A 22495-nucleotide genomic window follows, 5' to 3' on the forward strand; every position below is an offset into this window, starting at 1 on the left:
CGGCGTGGCACGTGGGCTGAACCGGCGCCAGCAGCGGATCACCGAGGCCTTCGACGCGCTGTGCGACGCGGTGGCGTCTGCACTCGGCGCGGCCGAGGGCCGCCGCGAGTCCACCATCCGGGCGCACGCCGAGGCCATGGTGGAGATGTGGCTGCGCACCGAAGGTCTCGACGCGGTGCAGGCCGACGCCGGGATGCGACCGCTGCTCTCCAACCCCGCGTTGTCCGGCCCCCTGGAACGCGTCCGGGCCGACCGCAGGGAGGCGTTCGCCGGGTGGCTCGACGACGGGCCGCGGCAGCTCGCCGACATCCTCCAGGAGGCCGCGCCCGGTGCGGCAGGCCTCGCGCCCGAGCACTGGCTCGCCCGGGTCGGTGGGGTTGACGGCTCGGGACCGGTCCCTTCCTTGTGGTCGATCGGCACCGGCCGGATCGAGGACGCGGCGCCCGTCGACTTCCCTGTGGCGGTTCCGCTGCTCGACGAGTCGCACCTGCAGGTGAGCTCCGGGCATGACGGCCGTGCGCGCGCGGAGGCGCTGGTGGAGGGCCTGCTGCTGCGCGTCATGAGCTACTTCCGGCCCGGGATCGTTCAGCTGCACGTGTGGGACGTCGGCCAGTTCACCGGAGCCCTGCCGGGGCTGTACCCGCTGACCCGCACCGGCCTGCTCACGGTGCACGACCCGGCCATGCTGCCGCAGCTGCTCGACGAGCTCTCCGACCGCATCCGGCGGGTGCACACCCGCCTGCTCGTCGACGGTCATCCTTCGCTGCGCGCCCTCGCCGAGTCGACGGGCGCCCGCAACGAGCCCTGGATCGTCGCCGTGCTCGTCGGCAACCGGGCACCACTGAAGGACGACGAGCACCGCCAGCTGCAGCGGGTGGCCCGCGGCGGGCTCGCCTGCGGGGTGCAGCTGGTGCTGCTCGACGTGCCGATGACGATCAACGCGCCGGTCGAGAGCGTGCGCGTGGACGATGCCGGCACGGCGGTGTCGTCGATGACCGGGCCGCACGTCGCCGTGGATCTGGAGCCGCCGTTGCCGCCTGCCGAGGTCACGCGGGCGAGCCACGCCATCGCCGACGCGTACGAGGGCTGGCGCAGCCGGATCGGCACCTTCGCCGACGTGCTTCCGCCGCCCGCGCAGTGGGGGAAGACCCCTTCGGTGTCGAGCCTGCACGCGCCCGTCGGGTTCGCCGACGGGCTGCCCGTGGAGATCGCGCTCGCCGACTCCTCGCCGCACGCGCTGATCGGCGGTCCGAGCGGCTCGGGAAAGACGAACCTGCTGCTCACGATGATCAGCGCGCTGGCCACCCGGTACGACCCCGACGAGCTGGAGTTCTACCTGCTCGACTTCAAGGAGGGCGTGTCCTTCGCGCAGTTCGCACCCGGTCGCCGGGACCGCACCTGGCTTCCGCACGCCCGGCTCGTCGGGGTCAACATCAACACCGACCGCGAGTTCGGCCTGGCGCTGCTGCAGTTCCTCGCCGACGAGATGCGCCGCCGCGCCGAAGCCGCGAAGGCGTACGAGGTGACCAAGCTGGAGGAGCTGCGCGCGGCCGATCCCGAGGGACGCTGGCCGCGCATCGTCGCCGTGATCGACGAGTTCCAGTACCTGTTCGCCGAGCGCGACGCCGTGACGCGGGCGGCGACGCTCCTGCTCGAGGACGTCGCCCGGCGTGGGCGATCCCAGGGGATCCACCTGGTGCTGGCGAGCCAGGACGTGTCGGGCATCGAGGCGTTCTGGGGCCGTCCGGCGATCTTCGAGCAGTTCGTGCTGCGGATCGCCCTGCCGCGGGCCCGCCGGGTGCTCGCCGAGCTCAACGACGCCAGCCTCGACCTGCCGCGCTGGCACGCGGTGATCAACCACGAGTCCGGGATCAAGCACGGCAACGAGATCGTCCGGCTCCCGGACGCCTCCGGGCAGGGCGCGTCGGCCGGCGAGGCCGCCACGTCGAGCGTCGGAGCGGTGCAGCGCGTCCTGCACGAGAGGTACGCCGAGGGCCGCCCGCAGCCGCGTCTGTTCGACGGGAGCAGCTCACCGCGGTTCACCGACCTCGCGGCCGGCCTTCCGCGTGACGGCGTTCCCCGTGCACTCGTCGGGCAGAGCATCGACGTAGCAGGGAGCGCGGCCGCCGTCGGGTTGCCGGATGCACCGGGCCGCAACCTGGGCGTGCTCGCGGCCGTCGGGCGCGAGGCGGTGCGGGTGCTCGGGGCGGCGGCGGCCTCGCTGGCCGGGCAGTACCCGGCGGACGGGGTGGACGTCGTGGTGGCCCCGCTGGTCGCGGAGGCGGCGGAGCCGGCAGCGCGGCTGGCCGATCGGATCGCCGCGACCGGTACGCCCGTCGAGATCGTCGGGCTCGACGGCGTGCGCGCCCGGGTGGAGGAGCTCGCGAAGGATGTCACCGACCGGCTGAGCGGCCCGGCGCCCGGCCGTCCCGTCGTGCTGGTGCTCTACGCCGCCGACGCGGCCGACACCGTGCTTGAACGGGAGGGCACCGAGGCGATGCGCAAGCTGATGCGCTTCGGGCCCGAGACCGGCGTGCACGTGCTGGGGTGGTGGCGCAGCGTGCAGCGGTTGCGGGCGTTGCTGATGATGAGTGCGTCCGTCGACGACCTCGGGGCGTGGGTGGCGCTGGACGTCCAGGGCTCCGAGGTGCAGGCCCTCGTCCCCGGGATGTTGGTCAACTGGTCACCCCGGCCCGGCCGTGGGTTGTTCTTCGACCGCGCCCAGCATGCGGCGCCCGAGGTGGTCATCGTCCCGTCCCTTCCGGAGGCCGAGTGAGCGCCGCACGCGAGTACAAGGAGGTCGTCGCGGGCATCACCGCCGCCGCCGCGGCACTGCACGAGCGAGACCGGGGGCGCGCAACGGATCTGGCCAGGGAACGAATCCGCCTCCATGCCGAGATGCTGGGGGCGGGGGAGCGGGCCTCGCTGACCAGGTTCGCCGTGGAGCTGCACTGGGAGGCAGCGCTCGAGGCGCTGTGGATGGAGTCGTGGATGAAGCTGCGGCCGCGCCCGGGCCCCGACCCGCACGCCGACCCGGCCGATCTCGACCGGTTCGACGCCGAACTCGAACGGCGTTCCGCCGACCTGCTCGACGCGGTCCGGCGCCGCCGCTTCGGCCTACCCCCCCTGCGCTGACCCGACGCCCGCCGCTTCTCAGCTCGCGAGGACCACCAGCACCTGGCCGTCGTCGAGGGATTGCAGCAGCACGAGGCGGTTGTCGCCCGAGGCGACGAGCCCGGCGGCGGTGTCGGCGTCGACCGTCCGCTTCCCCTGGACCTCGAACTCGGACGGGTCACCCGAGGCGTTGGTGAGCTGGATGGTGCTGCCGCGGGAAAGACCGACCGTGCCCGCGGTTGCAGGCAGCGTGATCACGGTGGTGCCGCCGGTGCGCATCACCGACGCCGTCCCCGCCCGGGTCGGCGCGACCATCGGCCCTCCCGCCTTCGCGGCGACGAGACCGAGCGTCGCGCCGTCCGGCAGGCCGACGGTGTTGGGCGTCGGAGCCCCGGCGGCCCCGGTGGTGTCGTCGTCACCGGGCGGCGTGGTGGCCTGCGCCGGTGTGCTGGCGGGCGGCGGGGTGGTGGTGCGGTCGGCTGTCTCCGGCGCCCGGGTGGTCGACGTATCGGCACGTGGTGTGCGTGTCGGCGGATCGGTCGTGGCCTGCGCCGGTGCGCTGCTCGGTGGTGCGCTGCCCGGCGGCGTGGTGGCCCGGGCGCCCGACTCCGAGGGTGCGCCGGCGCCCGGGGTGCTCGTGGGCGGTGTGGTGGTGGCCTGCGCCGGTGCGCTGCGGGCGAGGTCGCCGGTCGTCGGCGGGGTGGGTTCCGACGGCCTGGCCGTCGGTGCGCCGGCGCGATCGGCCGTCGGTGGTCTGGTCGCCGCATCGCCCGAGGGCGGGCCGGCGGGTGGAGCACTCCCGGACGTCGCGGTGGCGCCGGCGGCCGTGCCCTGCTGCGCGGCGGGCCCCCGCGGCGGCTGCGCCGCGGAACCGGTCGCGGCAGGACCGGTCGGCGGCGGCTGCGACACGGAACCGTCGGGGGCAGCAGCGGACGTCGGTGCGCCCGGAGCCGGGGCGGCGACGATGGTGGAAGGAGTGGGCGCCTGCGTGCCGGGCGCGGGAGTGGCCGGGACGTCGTCCGGCGCGGGCGGAGCGGGGAACTCGGCGGGGCCGGGTGGCGCGTCCGGTGCGGGCTCGGGCGGGACGTCGAACGGGAGGTCCGGCGCCTCCAGCAGCCCGGGCGCGTCACGGCCCGCGGCAGGACGGGTGGCGCCGAGGTAGTCGTCACCGGGATAGCGGACGAAGGCTGTACGTACCGGCTTGCCGAAGGTCGGAGCGTTGATCATCCGGCCGTTGCCGAGGTAGAGCCCGACGTGGTGTACGCGCTCCGGCACTCCGTAGAACACCAGGTCACCCGGCTCCAGCGGCGCGTCCGCCGGCACGTGCGGGCCGGCGTAGTACTGCGTGTGGGCGGTACGGGGCAGGGAGATGCCTGCCCAGTCGTAGGCGGCCGTGGTGAGGCCCGAACAGTCGAAACCCGCCTCACCGGAGAGCGGTCCGTCCCCGCCCCATACGTAGGGCAGACCGCGTTGCACCAGCGCGAAGGCGATCGCGACCGCAGCCGCAGTGCCGGGCTTGGCCGTGGTGGTGATCCTCGGTACGTCAGGAATGCGGGCCGCGGGCGGCTGTGCCGCGGTCGGCACGGCGACGGTCGCCGGATCGCCCAGGTCGGCGATCGTCAGGCCGAGAACGATCGGGCCCGTGCGGCCGGGGTTGGCCCCGCCGAACTTCCGGCCGAAGGATGCGGGCCGCACCGGTGCGGTGACCTGCGCCTGAACGGCGTCCTCGACTGCTGCTGGGGCTGCGACGACGTCCTGGGCCGGGAGACTCACCAGGACGACACCGACGAGAGCGAGGACGGCGGCGGCGACGGCGGGCCACCGGGGAATGCGGTGGCGCTCGTTCGTCACGTCGTCACCTCCATGCCCGGTAGGTAGTCCGATCGTGCCTCTCGCCGCATCCGTGCGCTAGATGAGCGCGACGAACCACCCGGGCGTTCGCCCAGCCGTCACCGAGGCGAAAGGAGGACCATGGAAGCGTGATCTTCACCGATGCGCGCGAAGTCGCCAGGATGCTGAGGGCCAAGGAAGTGTCTGCCCGCGAGGTGCTCGCGGCGCACCTCGCACAGATCGAGCGCTGCAACCCCGAGGTCAACGCGATCGTCACCCTCGTCGCCGAGCGCGCGGCCGAGGAGGCGGCGGCCGCTGACGAGCGACTGGTCCACGGCGAGGAGATCGGGCCGCTGCACGGCCTGCCCGTCGCGCACAAGGACACCCACGACACCGCCGGGATCCGCACCACCTACGGGTCACCGCTGCTGGCCGACAACGTGCCCGCGCGCGACGCCCTGGTGGTGGAGCGGATCCGTTCCGCGGGTGCGATCACGATCGGCAAGACCAACGTGCCGGAGTTCGCCGCCGGGAGCCACACCGTCAACCCCGTCTTCGGGGTGACGCGCAACCCCTACGACCTGAGCCGATCGGCCGGTGGGAGCAGCGGGGGCGCCGCGGCCGCGCTCGCATGCGGGATGCATGCGCTCGCCGACGGCGGTGACACGGGTGGGTCCCTGCGCAATCCCGCCTCGTTCAACAACGTGGTCGGGTTGCGCCCTTCATCCGGCCGCGTGCCCGTGTGGCCGACCGCGGCGCCATGGTCGAGCCTGGCGGTGACCGGGCCGATGGCCCGCACGGTCTCCGATGTAGGGCTCCTGCTCAGCGTGCTGGCCGGACCCGACCCGCGCGACCGGTTGTCCCTCGACACGCCCGGATCGGAGTTCGCCGCCGAGCCGCCCACCGACGTCCGGGGTCTGCGTGTCGCCCTGGCGCCCGACCTCGGTGGCGAGGTGCCGGTGGATCCGGACGTACGCGCGGTGATCGAGAAGACCGCGAGCGTGTTCGAGGGGCTCGGCTGCTCCGTCGAACCTGCCTGCCCCGATCTCACCGGCGCCGACGAGGCGTTCCGGACGTTGCGGGCGTGGCTGTTCGAGCTCACCTACTCGGCGTTGCTCGACGAGCATCCCGACGACTTCAAGGCGACACTTCGCGAGAACATCCTCATCGGCCGGGGGCTCACCGGCCCGGACGTCAGCCGTGCCCACGCCCGGCAGGCGGCGCTCCAGGAGCGCATGCGGGAGTTCTTCGACCGCTACGACGTGCTGCTCGCACCGGTGAGCCAGGTGCCGCCGTTCCCGGTGGAGGCGGAGTACCCCACGGAGGTGGCCGGCGTGCCGATGCACGACTACCTCGAGTGGATGGGCTCGGCCTACCTGATCTCGGTGACGGGCTGCCCGGCGTTGTCCGTGCCTGCGGGGTTCACGCCGGGCGGTCTGCCCGTCGGTGTGCAGATGGTCGGCCCCTACCAGGGGGAGGCGGGGCTGCTGCGGATCGGGCGGGCGTTCGAGCAGGCCACGGGTCACGGGCTGGTCCGGCCCGCAGTCGCCGTTCCCACACTCTGACCCTCTGCTTACCGGGTCGCGGAACCGCACGTCACGGTTCCGCGACCCGGAGGGCCGGGGAGCGGACATCTCAGGCTGAGAACGGCTTTGTCCAGGCGGAGGAACATCCCGAGGCGGACGACCAGCGCCCGAAAACGGGGTGAGTCGCGCACTCAGATCGGGCGACCCGCGGAGGATAGGCAAAGCAGGTCGCGGTGGGCGTGCAGAGCGGCCAGCAGTTTCTCCACGTCCTCGGCCGTGTTGTAGCAATGCGGCGAGATCCGCAGGTTGCCGGCGCGCGACGACGTGACGATGCCGTCGTTCTCCAGCCGCTGCACGAGCTGCTCGACATCCGTGGACGCAACGGCCACCAGCGGGCCGCGGCGGGCCGGGTCCTTCGGGGTGGCGACCACACCGCCCATGGCGACGACCTCGTCGATCAGCCGGTCGTTGAGCCCGCGGACGTGCGCGGCCGTCGCTTCGATGCCGATCTCCAGCATGAGCTCGACTCCGGCGATGGCCGCGTACACCGCGGGGATCGGCGGCGTACCCGCCTCGAACCGCCGTGCGTTCGCCGCCGGCCGGTAGCGGTCGACGCGCATCGCGAAGATGTCCTCGTCCGCGAACCACCCCGTCGAGGTCGGCACGACGTGAGCGGTGGTCGAGGGGTTCGCGTAGAGGAACCCGATCCCCGGCGAGCCGAGCAGGTACTTCAGCGCGCCACCGGTCACGAAGTCGACTCCCAGGGCGCCGACGTCGATCGGTACCGCGCCCACGGACTGGTACGTGTCCAGCAGGACGAGTGCGCCGCGTTCGTGGGCGAGCCGCGTGATCGCCTCGACGTCCAGCAGGCTTCCGTTGAGATAGCAGACGTGGGTGATCGACACGATCGCCGTGCGCTCGTCGATCGCCTCCGCGAGCCGGTCGAGCGAGAGCGTGTTGTCGTCCTCCGCGGGAACGTGCACCACACGCGCGCCCCGCCGCTCCTGGGCGTGCCAGATCTGCCCGATCGTCGGGAACTCCAGCTCGGTGGTGACCACGGTGTCGCGCTCGCCGAATTCCAGCGCTGACGCCAACGCGCTGACGCCTGCCGAGACCGAGGTGGTGACCGCGACGCTGTCCGCGTCGGCGTGCAGCACCCGGGCGAACGCGCTGCGCGCATGCTCGCTGCGCTCGACCCAGTGGCTCCACAGTGAGCCCTCGGCCTCGAGCCCGGCCAGGTAGTCGCCATAGGCGGCTCGCACCGCGTCCGAGAGTGCTCCCTGCGAGCAGCTGTTGAGGTAGACCCGGTTCTCGAAGATCGGGAACCGGTGCCGGATCGTCTCGGCGAGAGTTCTCTCGCCGGTCACGCTGCTCATCTCGTGCCTTTCCACTGCCGACCTCAGCCGATCCGCCCCGAGCCGACCACCAACTGCCTGCGCACCGAGAGCGCAGCCTCCCGATGAACCTCGCGTTCTGCCGCCAGGTTCTCCCGGGTGCGTTCCGGGCACCAGTGCAACCGGCCTGCCGCGAGCGTGCAGGCGGGCCGGTGTAGAACGTCGATGCTCTCGGTGGGGTCGCCGGGGACGGCGACCACGTCGGCCGCCAGCCCGGTGGCGAGCTGCCCGGTCACCGCGCCGAGTCCGCACGCCGCCGCCGCTCGGTGCGTAGCCGCTGCGATGATCTCGCGGGTGGACATCCCGGCGTCGGCAAGGACGTCGAGCCCGTCCGCGTAGTTCTCGAACGGGACGAGGCCGATACCGGCGTCGGTGCCGGCGACCAGCTCGATGCCGGCCTCCCGCATCGCCCGCAGGTTCGCGATCAGAGCATCGCGCTCGTCCCACGGGCAGAAGTAGGGGTCGGGCAGGCAAGCGGTGTTCATCGTGGGACAGACGACGATCCCGCGCTCGGCGATCCGCCGCGCGATCTCGGCGTCGAATCGGGTGCCGTGCTCGGTGACCCAGCCGCAGTGCTCGATCATGTCGACCCCGGCTTCCACGGCGCGGCGGATGCCCTCCACCCCGAGTGCGTGCGTGGTGACAGGCATGCCGAGCCGGTGCGCTTCGTCGACGCAGGCCTGCAGCTCCTCGACGGTGTAGCGGGCGTGCCACGGGCGGCTTCCGGCGGTCATGAACCCGCCGGTGGACATGATCTTGACGACGTCGGTGCGCTGCTTGGCCCGGATCCGGACCTCCCGCACCACCTCGAGTGCGCCATCGGCTTCCCCACCCATCGCCCAGGCGTGCCCGGCGGTGACGGTGATCGGCGCGTTGGCCACCTGCAGCCGCGGGCCGGGGACGAGGCCGTCGCGCACGGCGTCGCGGATCGTGGTGGCCACGGCGCCGCGGCAGCCCAGGTCGCGGGCAGCGGTGACTCCGGCGTCCAGCAGCCGGCGGGCGCTGTTGATCATCCGGCACGCCAGCTCGGCGTCGGTGGCGGTCAGCTCGCTGTCCGTGGACGAGACACTGCCATCCATCGCCAGGTGGACGTGGCAGTCGATCAGGCCTGGCATCAGTGTGCGGTCACCCAGCTCCACCAGGCGGACGTCCGGCGCGGCTTGGCGGGAGACCTCGGCCCACGGGCCCACCGCGGCGATCCGGCCGTCCACGGCCAGCACCGCCCCGTCCTCGATCACGGGGGCGTCCGCACGCGGCAGCAACCTGTCCGCTCGCAGGAGGACAGGCTCTGGTCCGCTCCCAAAGTCGCTCATCGAGCGACGACGTTAGATATGGATTCAACCTCAGTCAACGATGTTCAAGCACATTGACAAGCTTGGATCATGGTTGCAGTCTTCTTGACCATCGCCAACGGGCGTCCAGCGCGTGCGACCGAGGGAGATCACCGTGCCCAGTACGTCCGACGAGCTGCCACCCACGCTCGGCGCGGTGCCGAAACCGGGCCGCCGCTGGTACCGCCTGCTCCTCGTGCTGCCGTTCCTATGGTGCATCGCCGCGGTGCCGTGGGCAGGCCACGTGCCCTACGCGTTCGGGCACGTGCCGTTCCTGCTGGTGTGGATGGTGGCGGGAGTGCTGATCGGTAGCGCCGCGATCGGCGTCGTCTACCTGTTGGACGCTCGCCACGGCCACCTCGAAGAGGCGTAGGAGCACGCATGACGTACTTCATCGCGCTGCTGGTGGGCGTCGGCTCGATCGTGGTGGGCGCCGTGCTCGCCGCCCGAGGCAAGCGGCTCGACATCGCCGAGTGGGCGGTCGGTGGCCGCAGCTTCGGGAGCTTTCTCTTCTGGTTCATCCTGGCCGGGGAGACGTTCACGACTTTCGCGCTGCTGGGGGCGTCCCAGAGCGTCTACGTCGACGGGGCGGCCGGTTACTACGTGCTGGGCACCGTGGTGCTGACCTCCGCGATCGGCTACTGGGTGGTGCCCAAGATCTGGCGGGCAGGCAAGACCCACGGCCTGATGACCGAGGGCGACTACTTCACCGCACGGTTCGACGCTCCATGGCTGGGCGCGGTACTGGCGTTGTTCGGCATCGTCGGGCTGCTGCTCTACTCCGAGGTGCAGCTGACCGGGCTCTCACTGGTGCTGCAGACCCTCTTCGGCCAGGGCCTCTCGGCCACCTGGTACGTCGTGATCGCCGGGCTCGCCGTCGTCGTGTTCATCTTCACCGGCGGAATGCGCAGCGCCGCGTTCGGCGCCGTGGTCAAGGACATCCTGCTTCTGGTGGTTCTCATTGCCATCGCCTTCACCGCCGCCGAGGCGGCGGGCGTGAACGGCTGGGGCGGGATCTTCGACGCCGTCGCTCGCGAGCACCCGGCCGCGGCCACGCTGCCCGGGATGACGACGGGCACGGCGAGCAACGACTGGTGGTGGATGAGCTTCCTGCTGCTCACCCCCATCGGGGCCTTCGTCCTGCCCCACTCGTTCCAGGTGTCCTTCAGCGCCAAGGACGTGGCGACGGTCCGCCGCAACCAGATCGTCCAGCCGTTGTACTCGCTGTTCTACATCCTGATCATCGTGATCGCGCTGGCCGCGCTGTTGACGCACCCCGGGTTGAAGGGGTCGCAGGCCAACGGCTCGCTCCTGATCTTCGTCCGGGAGCATTCCCCCGACTGGCTGGTCGGCCTGCTCGCAGGCGCCGGCATCCTCGTGGCGCTCGTCCCCACCGCGGTGTTGCTCCTGACCTGCAGCACCCTCTTCACCCGCAACGTCTACGCGTTGGCCCGGCGCACCGCGACCGACCGGGAGCAGCTGCGGGTCAGCCGGATCGGCGTGGTCGTGCTCGCTGCTGTCGCCGTCGCGGTCACCACGACCCAGAACACCGCGCTGGTCAACATCATGGTGAACGTCTACAACGCGATCGGACAGCTCGCCCCGGCCCTGTTCCTCTCGCTGCTGTGGCGGCGGGTCACGGCGGTCGGCGTGCTGTGCGGGGTGGTCGTCGGCGCGGCCGGCATCGTGTTCCCACCGCTCAACGCCGCCCTGCTGGCACTGTGCCCGGCGGGCACCGTGATCGGACTGCCGGCCCTCGTCCTCAACATCGTGGTGACCGTGCTGGTGAGCCTCGTGACCCGGCCACCGGGTCAGGCGGCGATCGCCGTCGGCATGCCGGAGGCGGTGCTGGTGGCCGAGGTGCCGGCCGGAAGCAGCACGCTGCGAGGATGAGGCGGTGATAGGCACCCGGATCCGCGCGCTGCGCACAGCACGCGGCCTCACCGTCACCGAGCTCGCGCGCCGCGCCGAGGTGTCCACCGCGCTGATCAGCCAGGTCGAGCGGGAGCTCGCCGACCCCAGCCTCGTCACCGTGCGCAAGATCGCCCGCGCACTCGACGTCCCGCTGTTCAGCCTCTTCGAGGAGTCCGAACCCGAGGACGTCGCCGTGGTGAGGCGCGAGAGCCGGATGCGGGTGCAGTCGCCGGGCGGTGTCGCCTACTCCCGCATCTCCCCGGGACGGGGCCGGCTCGAGATGATGCAGGGCGTGCTCTCACCGGGAGGCGCGTCGGCCGCGGAACCGTGGTCGCACCCCAGCGAGGAATGCGCGCTCGTCACGGCCGGCAGGCTGGTGGTCGAAGTGGCCGGCACCGAGTACGCGCTCAGCGAAGGCGACAGCTGCTACTTCGACTCCCGCCTCCCGCACCGCTACGTCAACCCGTACGACGAGTCCGCCGAGTTCGTCATCTCGGTCACTCCGCCCGGCTACTGACCTCGCCGCGCGGGCCGCGAATCACACGTCGTGCGATCCGCGGCCCGGACGGCGGTTCAGTCGACGAGATCGTCGGCGTCGTCGCGGGCGAGGAAGCTCGCCAACCGCTCCACGGCGTCCTCGAACGCCGGGTTCTGGTCGACGAAGGCCCGGAGCCGGTCGGCCAGCCACTCGACGCTGATCTGCTCCTCGCCCCGGCGCTCGGAGAGCTCCTCGATGCCGCGGTCGGTGAAGTACACGGTCGGTCCTTTTCCGGTGCTCAGTCGGTGAGGGCCTCGTTGATCAGTGCCGTCTGCTCCACCTCGTGCACCTTCGACGACCCGGCCGCGGGGGCGGCCATCCGGCGCCGCGACACCCGCTTGAACCCGATGAGCCGTGGCAGCATCTCCGGCAGCACGAGACCGAAGAACGGCCAGGCACCCTGGTTGGCCGGCTCCTCCTGCACCCACCGGATGTCGTCGGCGTTGGGGTAGCGATCCAGCACCGCGGCGAGCTGACGGTCGGGCACCGGGTAGAGCTGCTCGATGCGCACGATCGCGGTGTCGTCGATCTCCCGCTTGTCGCGCGCGGCCGCCAGCTCGTAGTAGATCTTGCCGCTGCACATGAGCACCTTGCGGACGCCGGCGGCGGGCCCGTCGGTCTCGCGGTAGCGCGGGTCGTCGATCACGGAGCGGAACCGGCCGCCGGTGAAGTCGGACAGCGGGCTCACCACGGCGCGGTTGCGCAGCATCGACTTCGGCGTGAAGACGATCAGCGGGCGCCGCACCCCGTCCATCGCGTGCCGGCGCAGCAGGTGGAAGTAGTTGGCGGGCTCCGAGGGCAGCGCCACGGTCATCGAGCCCTCGGCGCACAGCTGCAGGAAGCGCTCGATGCGGCCCGAGGAGTGGTCCGGCCCCTGACCCTCCAGTCCGTGCGGCAGCAGCAGCGCGATGTCGGCGGTCTGGCCCCACTTGGCCTCACCCGACGAGATGAACTCGTCGATGATCGACTGGGCCCCGTTGACGAAGTCGCCGAACTGCGCCTCCCACGCCACGAAGGCGTTGGGGTTGGCCACCGAGTAGCCGTACTCGAAGCCGACGGCCGCGAACTCCGAGAGCGCGGAGTCGTAGGGCAGGAAGCGCTCCTGGTCATCGGCGAGGTTGCGCAGCGGGTAGTACTCCTCGCCGGTCTTGCGGTCGATCACCACCGAGTGGCGCTGCACGAACGTGCCGCGGCGGGTGTCCTGCCCGGAGAGCCGCACGAGCTTGCCGTCCATCGCGAGCGAGCCCAGCGCGATGAGCTCGCCGAACGCCCAGTCGACGCCGCCCTCGCGGGACATCTGGTAGCGCCGCTGCAGCACCGGCTTGACCCGCTGGTGCACGGTGAAGCCCTCGGGGAGTTCGACGTGCACGTCGCCGAGGCGGTGGACCACCTCGAGCGACACCGAGGTGTCGAGGTCGACGGGAACGGACTGCTCCTGCTCGACCGAAGGGCTCGGCGCGGCCGGCGTCTTCTCCAGCTCCCTGACCTCGTTGAACACGTGCTCGAGCTGGTTGGAGAAGTCGCGCAGCGCGTGCTCGGCCTCCTCCATCGAGATGTCGCCACGGCCGATCAGCGACTCGGTGTAGATCTTGCGGACGCTCCGCTTGGCGTCGATCACGTCGTACATCGCCGGCTGCGTCATCGAGGGGTCGTCGCCCTCGTTGTGGCCGCGCCTGCGGTAGCAGATCATGTCGATCACGACGTCGTTGTTCCACCGCTCGCGGTAGTCGACGGCCAGCTTGGCCACCCACACACACGCCTCGGGGTCGTCGCCGTTCACGTGGAAGACCGGCGCGTCGATCATCTTCGCCACGTCGGTGGAGTACTGCGACGAGCGCGAGTGCTCCGGGGCGGTGGTGAAGCCGACCTGGTTGTTGATCACGACGTGGACCGTGCCGCCGGTGCGGTAGCCACGCAGCTTCGCGAGGTTCAGCGTCTCGGCCACCACACCCTGCCCGGCGAACGCGGCGTCACCGTGCAGCATCAGCGGGAGCACGGTGAAGCCACCCTCGCCCTTGTCGAGCAGGTCCTGCTTGGCCCGGACGATGCCTTCGAGCACCGGGTCGACGGCCTCGAGGTGCGACGGGTTGGACGCCAGCGAGACGATGGTCTCCCCGTCGCCGAACATGCGGAAGTACTTGCCTTCGGCACCCAGGTGGTACTTGACGTCGCCGGAGCCGTGGGCCTGGCCGGGGTCGAGGTTGCCCTCGAACTCGCGGAAGATCTGGCTGATCGGCTTGCCGACGATGTTGGCCAGCACGTTGAGCCTGCCGCGGTGCGGCATGCCGATGACGACCTCGTCGAGCTCGTGCTCGGCGGCCTTGTCCAGCACGGCGTCCAGCAGCGGGATGACGGTCTCGCCGCCCTCCAGCGAGAACCGCTTCTGCCCGACGTACTTGGTCTGCAGGAACGTCTCGAACGCCTCAGCCGCGTTGAGCTTGCTCAGCACGTACTTCTGCTCGGCCGGGTTCGGCTTCTGGTGCGGGACCTCGATGCGCTCCTGCAGCCACGCGCGCTGCTCGGGGTCGGCGATGTGCATGTACTCGGTGCCGATCGTGCGGCAGTAGGCGTCGCGCAGGACACCGAGCACGTCGCGCAGCTTCATCCGTTCCGAGCCCGCGAAGCCCCCGACGGCGAACTCGCGGTCGAGGTCCCACAGCGTGAGGCCGTGCGAGAGCACGTCGAGGTCGGGGTGGCGGCGCTGGCGGTAGTTCAGCGGGTCGGTGTCGGCCATCAGGTGGCCACGCGTGCGGTAGGCGTCGATCAGCTCGATCACCCGGGCCGTCTTGTCGACGGCGCCGTCGGGGATGTCCTGCACCCAGCGGACGGGCTCGTAGGGCACCCGCAGGGAGCGGAAGATGTCGTCGTAGAAGCCGTCCTCGCCCAGGAGCAGCGCGTGCACCCGGCGCAGGAAGTCGCCGGACTCCGCGCCCTGGATGATGCGGTGGTCGTAGGTGGAGGTCAGCGTGATGATCTTGCTGACGCCGATCTCGGCCAGCCGCTCCGCGCTGGCGCCCTGGAACTCGGCCGGGTACTCCATGGCCCCGACGCCGATGATCGCGCCCTGGCCCTGCATGAGCCGCGGCACCGAGTGGTTGGTGCCCAGCGTGCCCGGGTTGGTGAGGGTGATCGTGGTGCCGCCGAAGTCCTCGGCCTGCAGGTTGCCGCCCCGCGCCTTGCGGACCATGTCCTCGTAGGCCGACCAGAACTGGGCGAAGTTCATCGCCTCGCAGCCCTTGATCGAGACGACCACGAGCGACCGCTGCCCGTTCTTGCCGGCCAGGTCGATCGCGAGCCCCAGGTTGACGTGGGCAGGCTGGACGACGGTGGGCTTGCCGTCCTCCTCGAGGAAGTGCCGGTTCATGACCGGGAAGTCGGCGATCGCCTTCACCAGTGCGTACCCGATGAGGTGGGTGAAGGAGATCTTCCCGCCCCGGGTGCGCTGGAGCTGGTTGTTGATCACCACGCGGTTGTCGGCGAGCAGCTTCGCCGGCACCGCACGCACGCTCGTGGCCGTGGGGACCGTGAGCGAGGCGTTCATGTTCTTGACCACGGCACCGGCGGCACCGCGCAGCGGCGAGACGCTGCCCTCGCCGTTGGTCGGGCTGGGCTTCGCGGCCTGGGAGGTGGTGCCGGCCGCCGGCTTGTCGCCACCCGTGGTCGCGGCCGAGCTCGTGGCAGGGGTCCGCTCGGCGGAGGTCCCGACGCCCTTCGCCGGGGCCGTGGCCTTCGTGGGCGGGGCGCTCTTGGTGGGGCTGCTCGCGGTGGCCGCGCCCTTGGTGGCAACGCCGTTGGGGGAGCTCTTCGCGGTGGCGGGCGGGGTCATCGCCGTGCGGTCGCCGCCACGACGGCGCTCGCTGGGCTCGGCGGGCTCGGTACTGGGAGCGGGCGGGGGGGCGACGGTGGTGGCCGATCGCGCGGCCGGACGGGCCTGCGCGCCGTTGCCACCGGGGCTGGTCTTCTCGTCACCGGGCCGGTAGTCCGCGAAGAACTCGTGCCACGCGGAGTCCACCGAGCTGGGGTCGTCGAGGAAGCGCTGGTACATCTCCTCGACGAGCCATTCGTTGGGCCCGAACTGGCCTGCTGTATTCGAGGTACTACTGCTGGACACGCTGAAGACCGCCTTGATCGGATCGCTTCGTCATCGCCGAGGACTGCACCCCAGGTTAGTCCTCTCGGATGAGGACCGGGTACCGCGCGCCCGGGGGAGACGGTGTACGAGTCGCCACTGCCCGTGATCAGCTGCGGGGGATATCGCCGGGCGCGTCGACCAGGCCTGTGCGCACCGCGGTGGTACTGATGACGGTGCCCTCGCGCAGTCCGCAACGCGAGTCGGTGCGGAGGGTGTCGCGTTCGCCTGCGAACTGGCCGTCGGCCGGGTCGATCAATAGCTCGGTGCGGGTCCGGCCCGCGTCATGGACGATGGCGAGGCACTGCACGCCGTCCACGTTCAGCACGTGCTCCTGCAATGTGACCTCGGGTAGGCCGGTGAGGGCGCGGTAGAACGCGGCCCGCAGCTCGGCAGGCACCAGCGCCGTGCGGAGCGTCGTGACGGCCGCGGCGAACGGTCCGAACCAGCTCCCGGGGTTGTCCTCCTGCAGGCGTGCGAGCAGCGCGGCCGGGTCGGTCGGGAGCCCGAGGATGAACTGCGGGGTGGGGGACTGCCAGCTGCCTCGCCGCGGCGTGACCGGGCCGCAGAACTGGTCGAACTCCGCGGGCTCGTCGGTGCGGAACTCGCCGTAGCGCGCACGGAACCGGCCGACGGGTGCGACGTCCCGCAGATCGAAGCCGTCCTCCGCGGCTTCCTGGGCGGAGCCCATCAGCCAGGTCTGCGCGCCGGTGAGCTCGCGGTCCAGCACCCACTCACGCTCCGGACGGGCCGGCACCCACTGCCGGATCCGATGTTCGGTGAGGTGCTGGTGCAGGCCGAAGGTTCCGAGCCACCACGCGTGCGTCTCGACATACCTGTACTGGTCAGGTGCCATCGATCGGTCGGACACGGCGATGGCTAGGTCGAGCACGCGCGCTCCTGCGGTCGTTAGGGGTGGTCGACACAGAGTGTGGCTTGGTGACCGTCCGTGGAAGGAATCGGCCCCCCTCGCTCAGGAGATCCATTCCTTGACCTGCGCGAGCAGCTTCAGTGGCTCGTTGCCGACAGGGTTCACGTGCAGGTGCGTGACGCCGGCCTCGCGCAGGGCGGCGATCCGCTCCTGCACGTGCGTCGGCGATCCGATGAGCGTGACCTTGTCGACGAACTCGTCCGGCAGTGCCGCGGCGGCCTCCTCCTTGTGGCCGTCGAGGTAGAGGTCCTGCACGAGCTTCGCCTCGTCGGCGAAGCCCTGGCGGCGGAAGACCGTGTTGTAGAAGTTGCGGCTGCGCGCGCCCATCCCGCCGATGTAGAGGGCGAGCATCCCGCGGGCGAGCCGGCGCGCGGGCTCGAACATCTCCTCCTCGAGGGCCAGGATCCCGCCCCCGGTGATCTGCAGCGGGCCGAGCTCGGGAGCGCGCTTGGCGTACCCGGCGTCCAGCGCGGGGCCGAACACCTCACGCAGCTTCTCCGGCATCAGCACGGTCGGCAGCCAGCCGTTGGCGAGCTCGGCCGTCATCTCGACGTTCTTGTCGCCCAGCGAGGCCACCCAGACGGGGATGTCGGCCCGGCGCGGGTGGTTGATCAGCTTGAGCGGCTTGCCCAGCCCGGTGCCCTGGTCCTCCGGCAGCGGGATCGGGTACAGCCCCTCGTTGGTGAGCCGCTCCCGGCGCCACACCTTCCGGCAGATCTCGATGATCTCGCGCGTGCGGGCGACGGGCTTGTCGTACGGCACGCCGTGGAAGCCCTCGATCACCTGCGGCCCGGACGCGCCGAGGCCCAGGATCATGCGCCCGCCCGACAGCGCGTCCAGGCCGGCCGCGGTCATCGCCGTCAGTGCGGGGGTGCGGCTGTAGATGGGCAGGATGCCGGAGCCGATCTGCACCCGCGCCGTCTTGGCGGCGAGGTACCCCATGAGCGACACAGCGTCGAAGCTGTAGGCCTCGGCGACCCAGACGACGTCGAGACCCGCCTGCTCCATCGCGACCACGGATTCCGCGTTGCGGATCGGGTCGTCGCCGTACTGGAGTTGAGTCGACAGCAGCATAGGAGTACCCAACACAGGGGTTACTGGTCAGTCAAGAAGCCCGTTCCGATCACACTTGCCGAACTGTCCGTGATGGGGCAATCCACGCACGGCGACGCGCTCGCCCGTTCCCCCGCCCGCGAGCCGCGGCTTCCAGTCTGCCCACCGTGGACGGGATCTTGATCGCCGGATTGGGGACGAGGGGCTGCACCGCCGCGGTTGTGGGGCCCGAGGTGGTGATCATGGCCGCGCGGGCGGCGAGTGCTGGCCGGCGTTTCCGGGGTGGCGGCCGGGTTTCGGGTCGTGATCGCCAGTTGGGGACCAGGGGCTGTACCTAGCGCGGCTGAGGGGCCCGACACGGTGATCATGGCCTCCCGGCGGCGGGTGCTGGCTGGCGTTCCGGGGTGGCGGCGGGCGGCGGGTGCTGGCCGAGCTGTCCGGGTTGGTGACCCGGGTTTCGGGTCTTGATCGTTGGTTGGGGACCGGGGGCTGCATCTGGCGCGGTTGTGGGGTCCGAGACGGTGATCATGGCCGCGGGCGGCGGGTGCTGGCCGGCGTCCCCACGCGGGTGGCCCTGGGTTTCGGGTCTTGATCATTGTTTGGGGGTCGGGGACCGTGCCAGGTGCCGTTGTGGGGCCCGAGATGGTGATCACGGCCGCGGGTGGGTGGCGGGCTGGCAGGGCTCCCCGGGTTGGTGTCCCGGGTTTTGGGTCTTGATCGCCAGTTGGGGACCGGAGGCTGTGCCAGGCGCGGTTGTGGGGCCCGAGATGGTGATCATGGCCGCGCGGGCGGCGGGTGCTGGCTGGTGTTCCGGGGTTGGTGTGCGGTTTCGGGTCTTGATCGCCAGTGGGGGGCCGGGAGCTGCACCAGGCGCGGCTGAGGGGGCCGAGACGGTGATCATGGCCGCGAGCGGCGGGTGCTGGTCGGCGGTCCCCACGCGGGCGGCCGGGTTTCGGGTCTTGATCACCAGTTGGGGACCGGGGGCTGCGCCAGGCTCGGTTGAGGGGCCCGAGACGGTGATCATGGCCGCGGGCGCAGGAGTTTGATCGGCGTCCCCACGCGGCTGGCCCGGGTTTCGGGTCTTGATCGCTGCTTGGGGACCGGGGACCGCGCCAGGTGCCGTTGCGCGTCCCCAGCCGTTGATCACTTCCCCGGCCGGCGAGCTGTCCGAGCGCGCGTCCAGTAGCGGCGCCGGGAGATGGCGGCCGCCGCCGTAGCCGACCGGCTCAGGCGTGAGTGCCCGCCTGCATCGGGGCGCCGCTCGCGGGCGAGCGCGTCTATGCGCGCTGCTGGTGGGCCCGGCGTCCCCGCCCCGACACGGCTACGAGCGCAGCGCTGTGTCCGACGTGCGGCTACGGCAGGTCGTGAGACTGTCGGGCCGTCGGGATAGAATCGAACACATGTTCGATTCGTTCTGTGTGCAGATCTTGTCCCGGCCGGTCTCGGGCGAGCTTCGGCGTCCGGGCGCTGCGGCAGGAGGAGCGCATGCGGTTCCTCCCCACTGCCGGGGAAGCCCGGCGACAGGCGCAGGCGCGTCGACCGGCGCTGCGCCAAGCTGTCGCCGTGTATCTGAGCTGCCCGGTGCAGAAGCCGGGCAGCCCGGCCTCACCGACGCGGTGAAGGCGTGATCAGGCGCGCAGGTGATCGTCCAGGAACTGGATGGTGCGGTCCCAGGCGACGCGGGCCGAGGCCTCGTCGTACATCGACGGCGCGTCCCAGTTGGAGAAGGCGTGGCCCGCGTCGTAGCGGTACACGGTGGCGTCCGGTCGCCCGGCCATCGCCTGCTCCACGGCCTCGATGTCCTCGGCCGGGATGAACGGGTCGCGGTCGCCGTAGTGGAAGAGGATCGGGCACTCGATCTTCTCCGCCAGGTCGAGCATGCCGCGGATGGCGGAGCCGTAGTACGACACCACCGCGTCGGGTCCGTGGCCGTCCACGCGGGAGTTGGCGGCGAATAGGTAGGCGAGCGCGCCGCCGAGGCAGAAGCCCACGCCGCCGACCTTGCCGTTGCAGGCGGGCATTGCGCGCATGTGGGCGAGCGTTGCGGTGATGTCGGACCCGGCGAGCTGGAAGTCGAGCTGCTGGACGCGCTCGACACCATCGGCCATGCCCGACTCGTCCTTGCGCTCGAACCTGGGCTCGATCCGCCAGAACATGTCGGGGGCGAGCACCAGATAACCGGCGGCCGCGAGCCGCTCCGCGAGCCCGCGGATGTTGTCGTTGATGCCGAAGATCTCCTGGAAGATCAGCACCCCCGGTGCCGAGTCGGAGTCCGGGACGGCGCAGAAAGCGTCGAAGACGCCTCCGTCTGCGGCGGTGATCTTCTCGTAACGGGTGCTGACCATGGACGGGAGCCTAACTAGGCTCCGGATGTGAGGTTCCGCGTCGTCCCGGCTGCATACGTCCTACCCCTGCGACGGGTCGGTGAGATCGACGAGGTGCTCCTGCAGCTGCGCCGTGGCACGGGCTATATGGACGGCCACTGGGCCGCGGCCGCAGCCGGTCACGTGGAGGTCGACGAGTCGGTGCAAGCGGCCGCCTGCCGTGAGGTCGCGGAGGAGATCGGCATCGCCGTCGAGCCCGCCGACCTCGTGCCGCTCACCACGATGCACAGGACGCAGGGCAACCACCAGGAGATCGACGAGCGGGTCGACTTCTTCTTCGCCTGCCGGAGCTGGACGGGTGAGCCGCGCCTGATGGAGGAGGCAAAGGCCGCCGACCTGCGCTGGTACAGCCTCGACGATCTGCCCGATCCTCTCGTGCCGCACGAGCGGTTCGTGCTGGCAGGGCTGCGGGGAGAGGACCTCCCCGCCATCGTCAGCTACGGCTTCTGACCGGCCGCCCTAGTGCCGAGGAAACGAGGTCGTCTTACCCGCCTCCGGCGCCCAGGCGGCGCCTCGCGGCGTTGTCGTCGGCGCCGATACAACAGCGGTATCGGCGCCTCCTCCGCCTTGCGATGCATCCGTCTGGACACCGGATCCGGGCAAGGAACCCCGTTTCCGCGACACTAGACCAGCCTGCGCTCCCGCCCCTCCCAGTACGGCTTGCGTAGCTCCTTCTTGAGCACCTTGCCGGTGAGGTTGCGCGGCAGCTCCTCGCGGGTCTCCACGGACTTCGGGCACTTGAAGCCGGCGAGCCGCTCACGGCAGTACTGGAGCAGCTCCTCGCCGTTGATCTCCATGCCCGGCGCCGCGACCACGATCGCCTTGGGGACCTCACCCCACCGGTCGTCGGGCACGCCGATCACCGCGACGTCGGCGACGTCCGGATGCTCGGCCAGCACCCGTTCGATCTCGGCGGGATAGATGTTCTCCCCACCGCTGATGATCATGTCCTTGATCCGGTCGGTAACGTAGACGTAGCCGTCGGCGTCGATGTGACCGCCGTCCCCCGACCGCAGCCAGCCATCGGACGTGATGGCGGCCGCGCTCGCGTCCGGCTTGCCCCAGTACCCGCTCATCAACTGTTCGGTGCGCACCCAGATCTCGCCCGGCTCTCCGGTGGACACGGGCTCACCGGTGGCAGGGTCGCGGATCTCGATCTCCACGCCGTGGATCGGCGTGCCGGCCGAGACGAGGCGGTGCGCCGCGGTCGGGTCGTCGTGGTCCTCGGGGCCCAGCGAGCTCACCACTCCGCAGGCCTCGGTCATTCCGTAGACCTGGTGCATCACGCCGGGAAAGAGCTTCAGGCAGGCGCGCATCACCGGCAGCGGCATCGGGGACGCGCCGTAGGAGAGGGCGACGAGCGAGGAGAAGTCGCGGTCGGCCACGCCCGGCACCTGGCTGATCGCCGCCAGCAGCGCGGGCACGAGGAACGTGTGCGTGATCCGCTCGGACTCGAGCATCTCCACCACAGCGGCCGGATCGGGGAGCCGCAACATCATGATCTGGGCCCCGGCGAGGATCGCGAGCAGTGAGTAGCTGGTGCCGCCGACGTGGAACAACGGCATCGCCACCTGCACCCGCGCATCGATGCCGATCTCGAAGTCGACGGCGACGTTGCGGGCATGGGCGAGCATGCCGCGGTGGGTGAGCATCGCGCCCTTCGGGAACCCGGTGGTGCCCGACGTGTAGAGCTGCACGAAGCAGTCCTCCGGGCTGGAGGGGTGCACCTCCGCGTCCGGCTGCTGGGCGGCCAGCCAGGCCTCGTATTCATCGTCGGGCCCGCCCACCCGGATCACGCGCTCGACGGTCGGCAGCCGATCGCGCACCTGCTCGACGGCCGCGGCGAACTCGGGCCCGACGAACAGGATGCGGGCCGCCGCGTCGTTGACGACGTAGACGATCTCCGGAGGGGCCAGGCGGAAGTTGACCACGGCGTTGGCCGTGCCGACCTGGGCGCAGGCCAGTGTGAGCTCGAGGCAGGACGGGTGGTTGAGGTCGAGGACCGCCACCCGGTCGCCAGGCAGAAGCCCCTCGGCCCGCTGTGCCGCCGCGTTCTGCCGTACCCGCCGCGCGAGCTCCGACCAGGTCCGGACGACGCTGGTGCCGAAGCGGATCGCGACAGCGTCCGGACGCTCCGTCTCCCATCGCGCGAGCGTCGAGGTGACATCGGTGAGCTGGCTGGTCATGCGGCCTCCCGGCGACGGCGACGAGGAGCGGGGCTGGGGATAGCGGAGAACAATCACAGCGGCGAGCCGCATGCTAGCCAGGAGTGAGCGCCGCGAGAACCCGATCGCAGGGGAAGCAGGGGGCCAGTCGGTGAGTGATCGCCCAGGCTGACTACGGTGACGACA

At 71.1% G+C, this 22495-nt stretch carries 15 protein-coding genes and 1 pseudogene; 7 read left to right on the top strand and 9 right to left on the bottom strand.

The genetic code is table 11. From position 1 onward, the window contains the following. Positions 1-4: 4 nt before the first annotated feature. Together ABD743_RS34535 and ABD743_RS34540 are read left to right on the top strand one after the other, a co-directional pair. On the top strand, positions 5-2776 hold the full coding sequence (locus ABD743_RS34535; RefSeq protein WP_344727308.1) for an FtsK/SpoIIIE domain-containing protein: 2772 nt from the start codon (positions 5-7) through the stop codon (positions 2774-2776). Continuing rightward, positions 2773-3135 carry a hypothetical protein gene (locus tag ABD743_RS34540; protein WP_344727310.1) on the top strand — a complete coding sequence of 121 codons (363 nt, stop codon included), beginning with the start codon at positions 2773-2775 and terminating at the stop codon, positions 3133-3135. Before ABD743_RS34535 ends, ABD743_RS34540 begins: the two co-directional genes overlap by 4 nt. A 1116-nt stretch (positions 3136-4251) precedes the next feature. Here ABD743_RS34540 and ABD743_RS44635 read toward each other — a convergent pair. Continuing rightward, a pseudogene (locus tag ABD743_RS44635) lies at positions 4252-4629 on the bottom strand (C40 family peptidase); the annotation flags it as partial. 464 nt (positions 4630-5093) lie between these two features. Here ABD743_RS44635 and ABD743_RS34550 point away from each other — a divergent pair. Then, the gene (locus ABD743_RS34550; protein ID WP_344727314.1) at positions 5094-6509 is read left to right on the top strand and encodes an amidase; all 1416 of its coding nucleotides are present in this window, start codon (positions 5094-5096) and stop codon (positions 6507-6509) included. A gap of 152 nt (positions 6510-6661) precedes the next feature. Here the strand turns inward: ABD743_RS34550 and ABD743_RS34555 are convergent, their stop codons facing one another. Both ABD743_RS34555 and ABD743_RS34560 read right to left on the bottom strand, forming a co-directional pair. Further along, complete coding sequence (locus ABD743_RS34555; protein WP_344727316.1) at positions 6662-7846, bottom strand: aminotransferase class V-fold PLP-dependent enzyme; 1185 nt, start codon at positions 7844-7846, stop codon at positions 6662-6664. A gap of 23 nt (positions 7847-7869) precedes the next feature. After that, positions 7870-9102 carry a metal-dependent hydrolase family protein gene (locus ABD743_RS34560; RefSeq protein ID WP_344727318.1) on the bottom strand — a complete coding sequence of 411 codons (1233 nt, stop codon included), beginning with the start codon at positions 9100-9102 and terminating at the stop codon, positions 7870-7872. Positions 9103-9310: 208 nt separating this feature from the next. Here ABD743_RS34560 and ABD743_RS34565 point away from each other — a divergent pair, with 208 nt between their 5' ends. From ABD743_RS34565 to ABD743_RS34575, 3 genes are read left to right on the top strand one after another with little or no spacing between them, the layout of a single operon-like run. Next, positions 9311-9568: a DUF3311 domain-containing protein gene (locus ABD743_RS34565; RefSeq protein ID WP_344727320.1), complete on the top strand. Its 258-nt coding sequence runs from the start codon at positions 9311-9313 to the stop codon at positions 9566-9568. A gap of 8 nt (positions 9569-9576) precedes the next feature. Continuing rightward, positions 9577-11088, top strand: coding sequence for a sodium:solute symporter family protein (locus ABD743_RS34570; protein WP_344727322.1), 1512 nt, complete (start codon positions 9577-9579; stop codon positions 11086-11088). 4 nt (positions 11089-11092) lie between these two features. Next, positions 11093-11626 (top strand): helix-turn-helix domain-containing protein, encoded by a 534-nt coding sequence (locus tag ABD743_RS34575; protein WP_344727324.1) that lies wholly within the window; start codon positions 11093-11095, stop codon positions 11624-11626. A gap of 56 nt (positions 11627-11682) precedes the next feature. Here the strand turns inward: ABD743_RS34575 and ABD743_RS34580 are convergent, their stop codons facing one another. From ABD743_RS34580 to ABD743_RS34600, 5 genes are all read right to left on the bottom strand, one after another. Next, the gene (locus ABD743_RS34580) at positions 11683-11865 is read right to left on the bottom strand and encodes a DUF6104 family protein (protein ID WP_344727326.1); all 183 of its coding nucleotides are present in this window, start codon (positions 11863-11865) and stop codon (positions 11683-11685) included. 20 nt (positions 11866-11885) lie between these two features. Then, positions 11886-15692: a multifunctional oxoglutarate decarboxylase/oxoglutarate dehydrogenase thiamine pyrophosphate-binding subunit/dihydrolipoyllysine-residue succinyltransferase subunit gene (locus tag ABD743_RS34585; RefSeq protein ID WP_379659184.1), complete on the bottom strand. Its 3807-nt coding sequence runs from the start codon at positions 15690-15692 to the stop codon at positions 11886-11888. A 193-nt stretch (positions 15693-15885) separates the two neighbouring features. Next, positions 15886-16668 carry a hypothetical protein gene (locus tag ABD743_RS34590; protein ID WP_344727330.1) on the bottom strand — a complete coding sequence of 261 codons (783 nt, stop codon included), beginning with the start codon at positions 16666-16668 and terminating at the stop codon, positions 15886-15888. A gap of 81 nt (positions 16669-16749) precedes the next feature. Further along, positions 16750-17781, bottom strand: coding sequence for an LLM class F420-dependent oxidoreductase (locus ABD743_RS34595; protein WP_344727332.1), 1032 nt, complete (start codon positions 17779-17781; stop codon positions 16750-16752). A gap of 1607 nt (positions 17782-19388) precedes the next feature. Next, the gene (locus ABD743_RS34600; RefSeq protein ID WP_344727334.1) at positions 19389-20105 is read right to left on the bottom strand and encodes a dienelactone hydrolase family protein; all 717 of its coding nucleotides are present in this window, start codon (positions 20103-20105) and stop codon (positions 19389-19391) included. 27 nt (positions 20106-20132) lie between these two features. Here ABD743_RS34600 and ABD743_RS34605 point away from each other — a divergent pair, with 27 nt between their 5' ends. After that, on the top strand, positions 20133-20594 hold the full coding sequence (locus ABD743_RS34605; protein WP_344727336.1) for an NUDIX domain-containing protein: 462 nt from the start codon (positions 20133-20135) through the stop codon (positions 20592-20594). Between the two features lie 173 nt (positions 20595-20767). On the opposite strand, the gene ABD743_RS34610 is transcribed toward ABD743_RS34605, so the two are convergent. After that, entirely contained in the window at positions 20768-22330 is a 1563-nt protein-coding gene (locus ABD743_RS34610) for a long-chain-fatty-acid--CoA ligase (protein ID WP_344727338.1), read from the bottom strand. Between the last annotated feature and the right edge of the window lie 165 nt (positions 22331-22495).

The sequence above is a fragment of the Pseudonocardia yunnanensis genome (assembly GCF_039534065.1).
In the GTDB taxonomy this organism is placed as follows: domain Bacteria; phylum Actinomycetota; class Actinomycetes; order Mycobacteriales; family Pseudonocardiaceae; genus Pseudonocardia; species Pseudonocardia yunnanensis.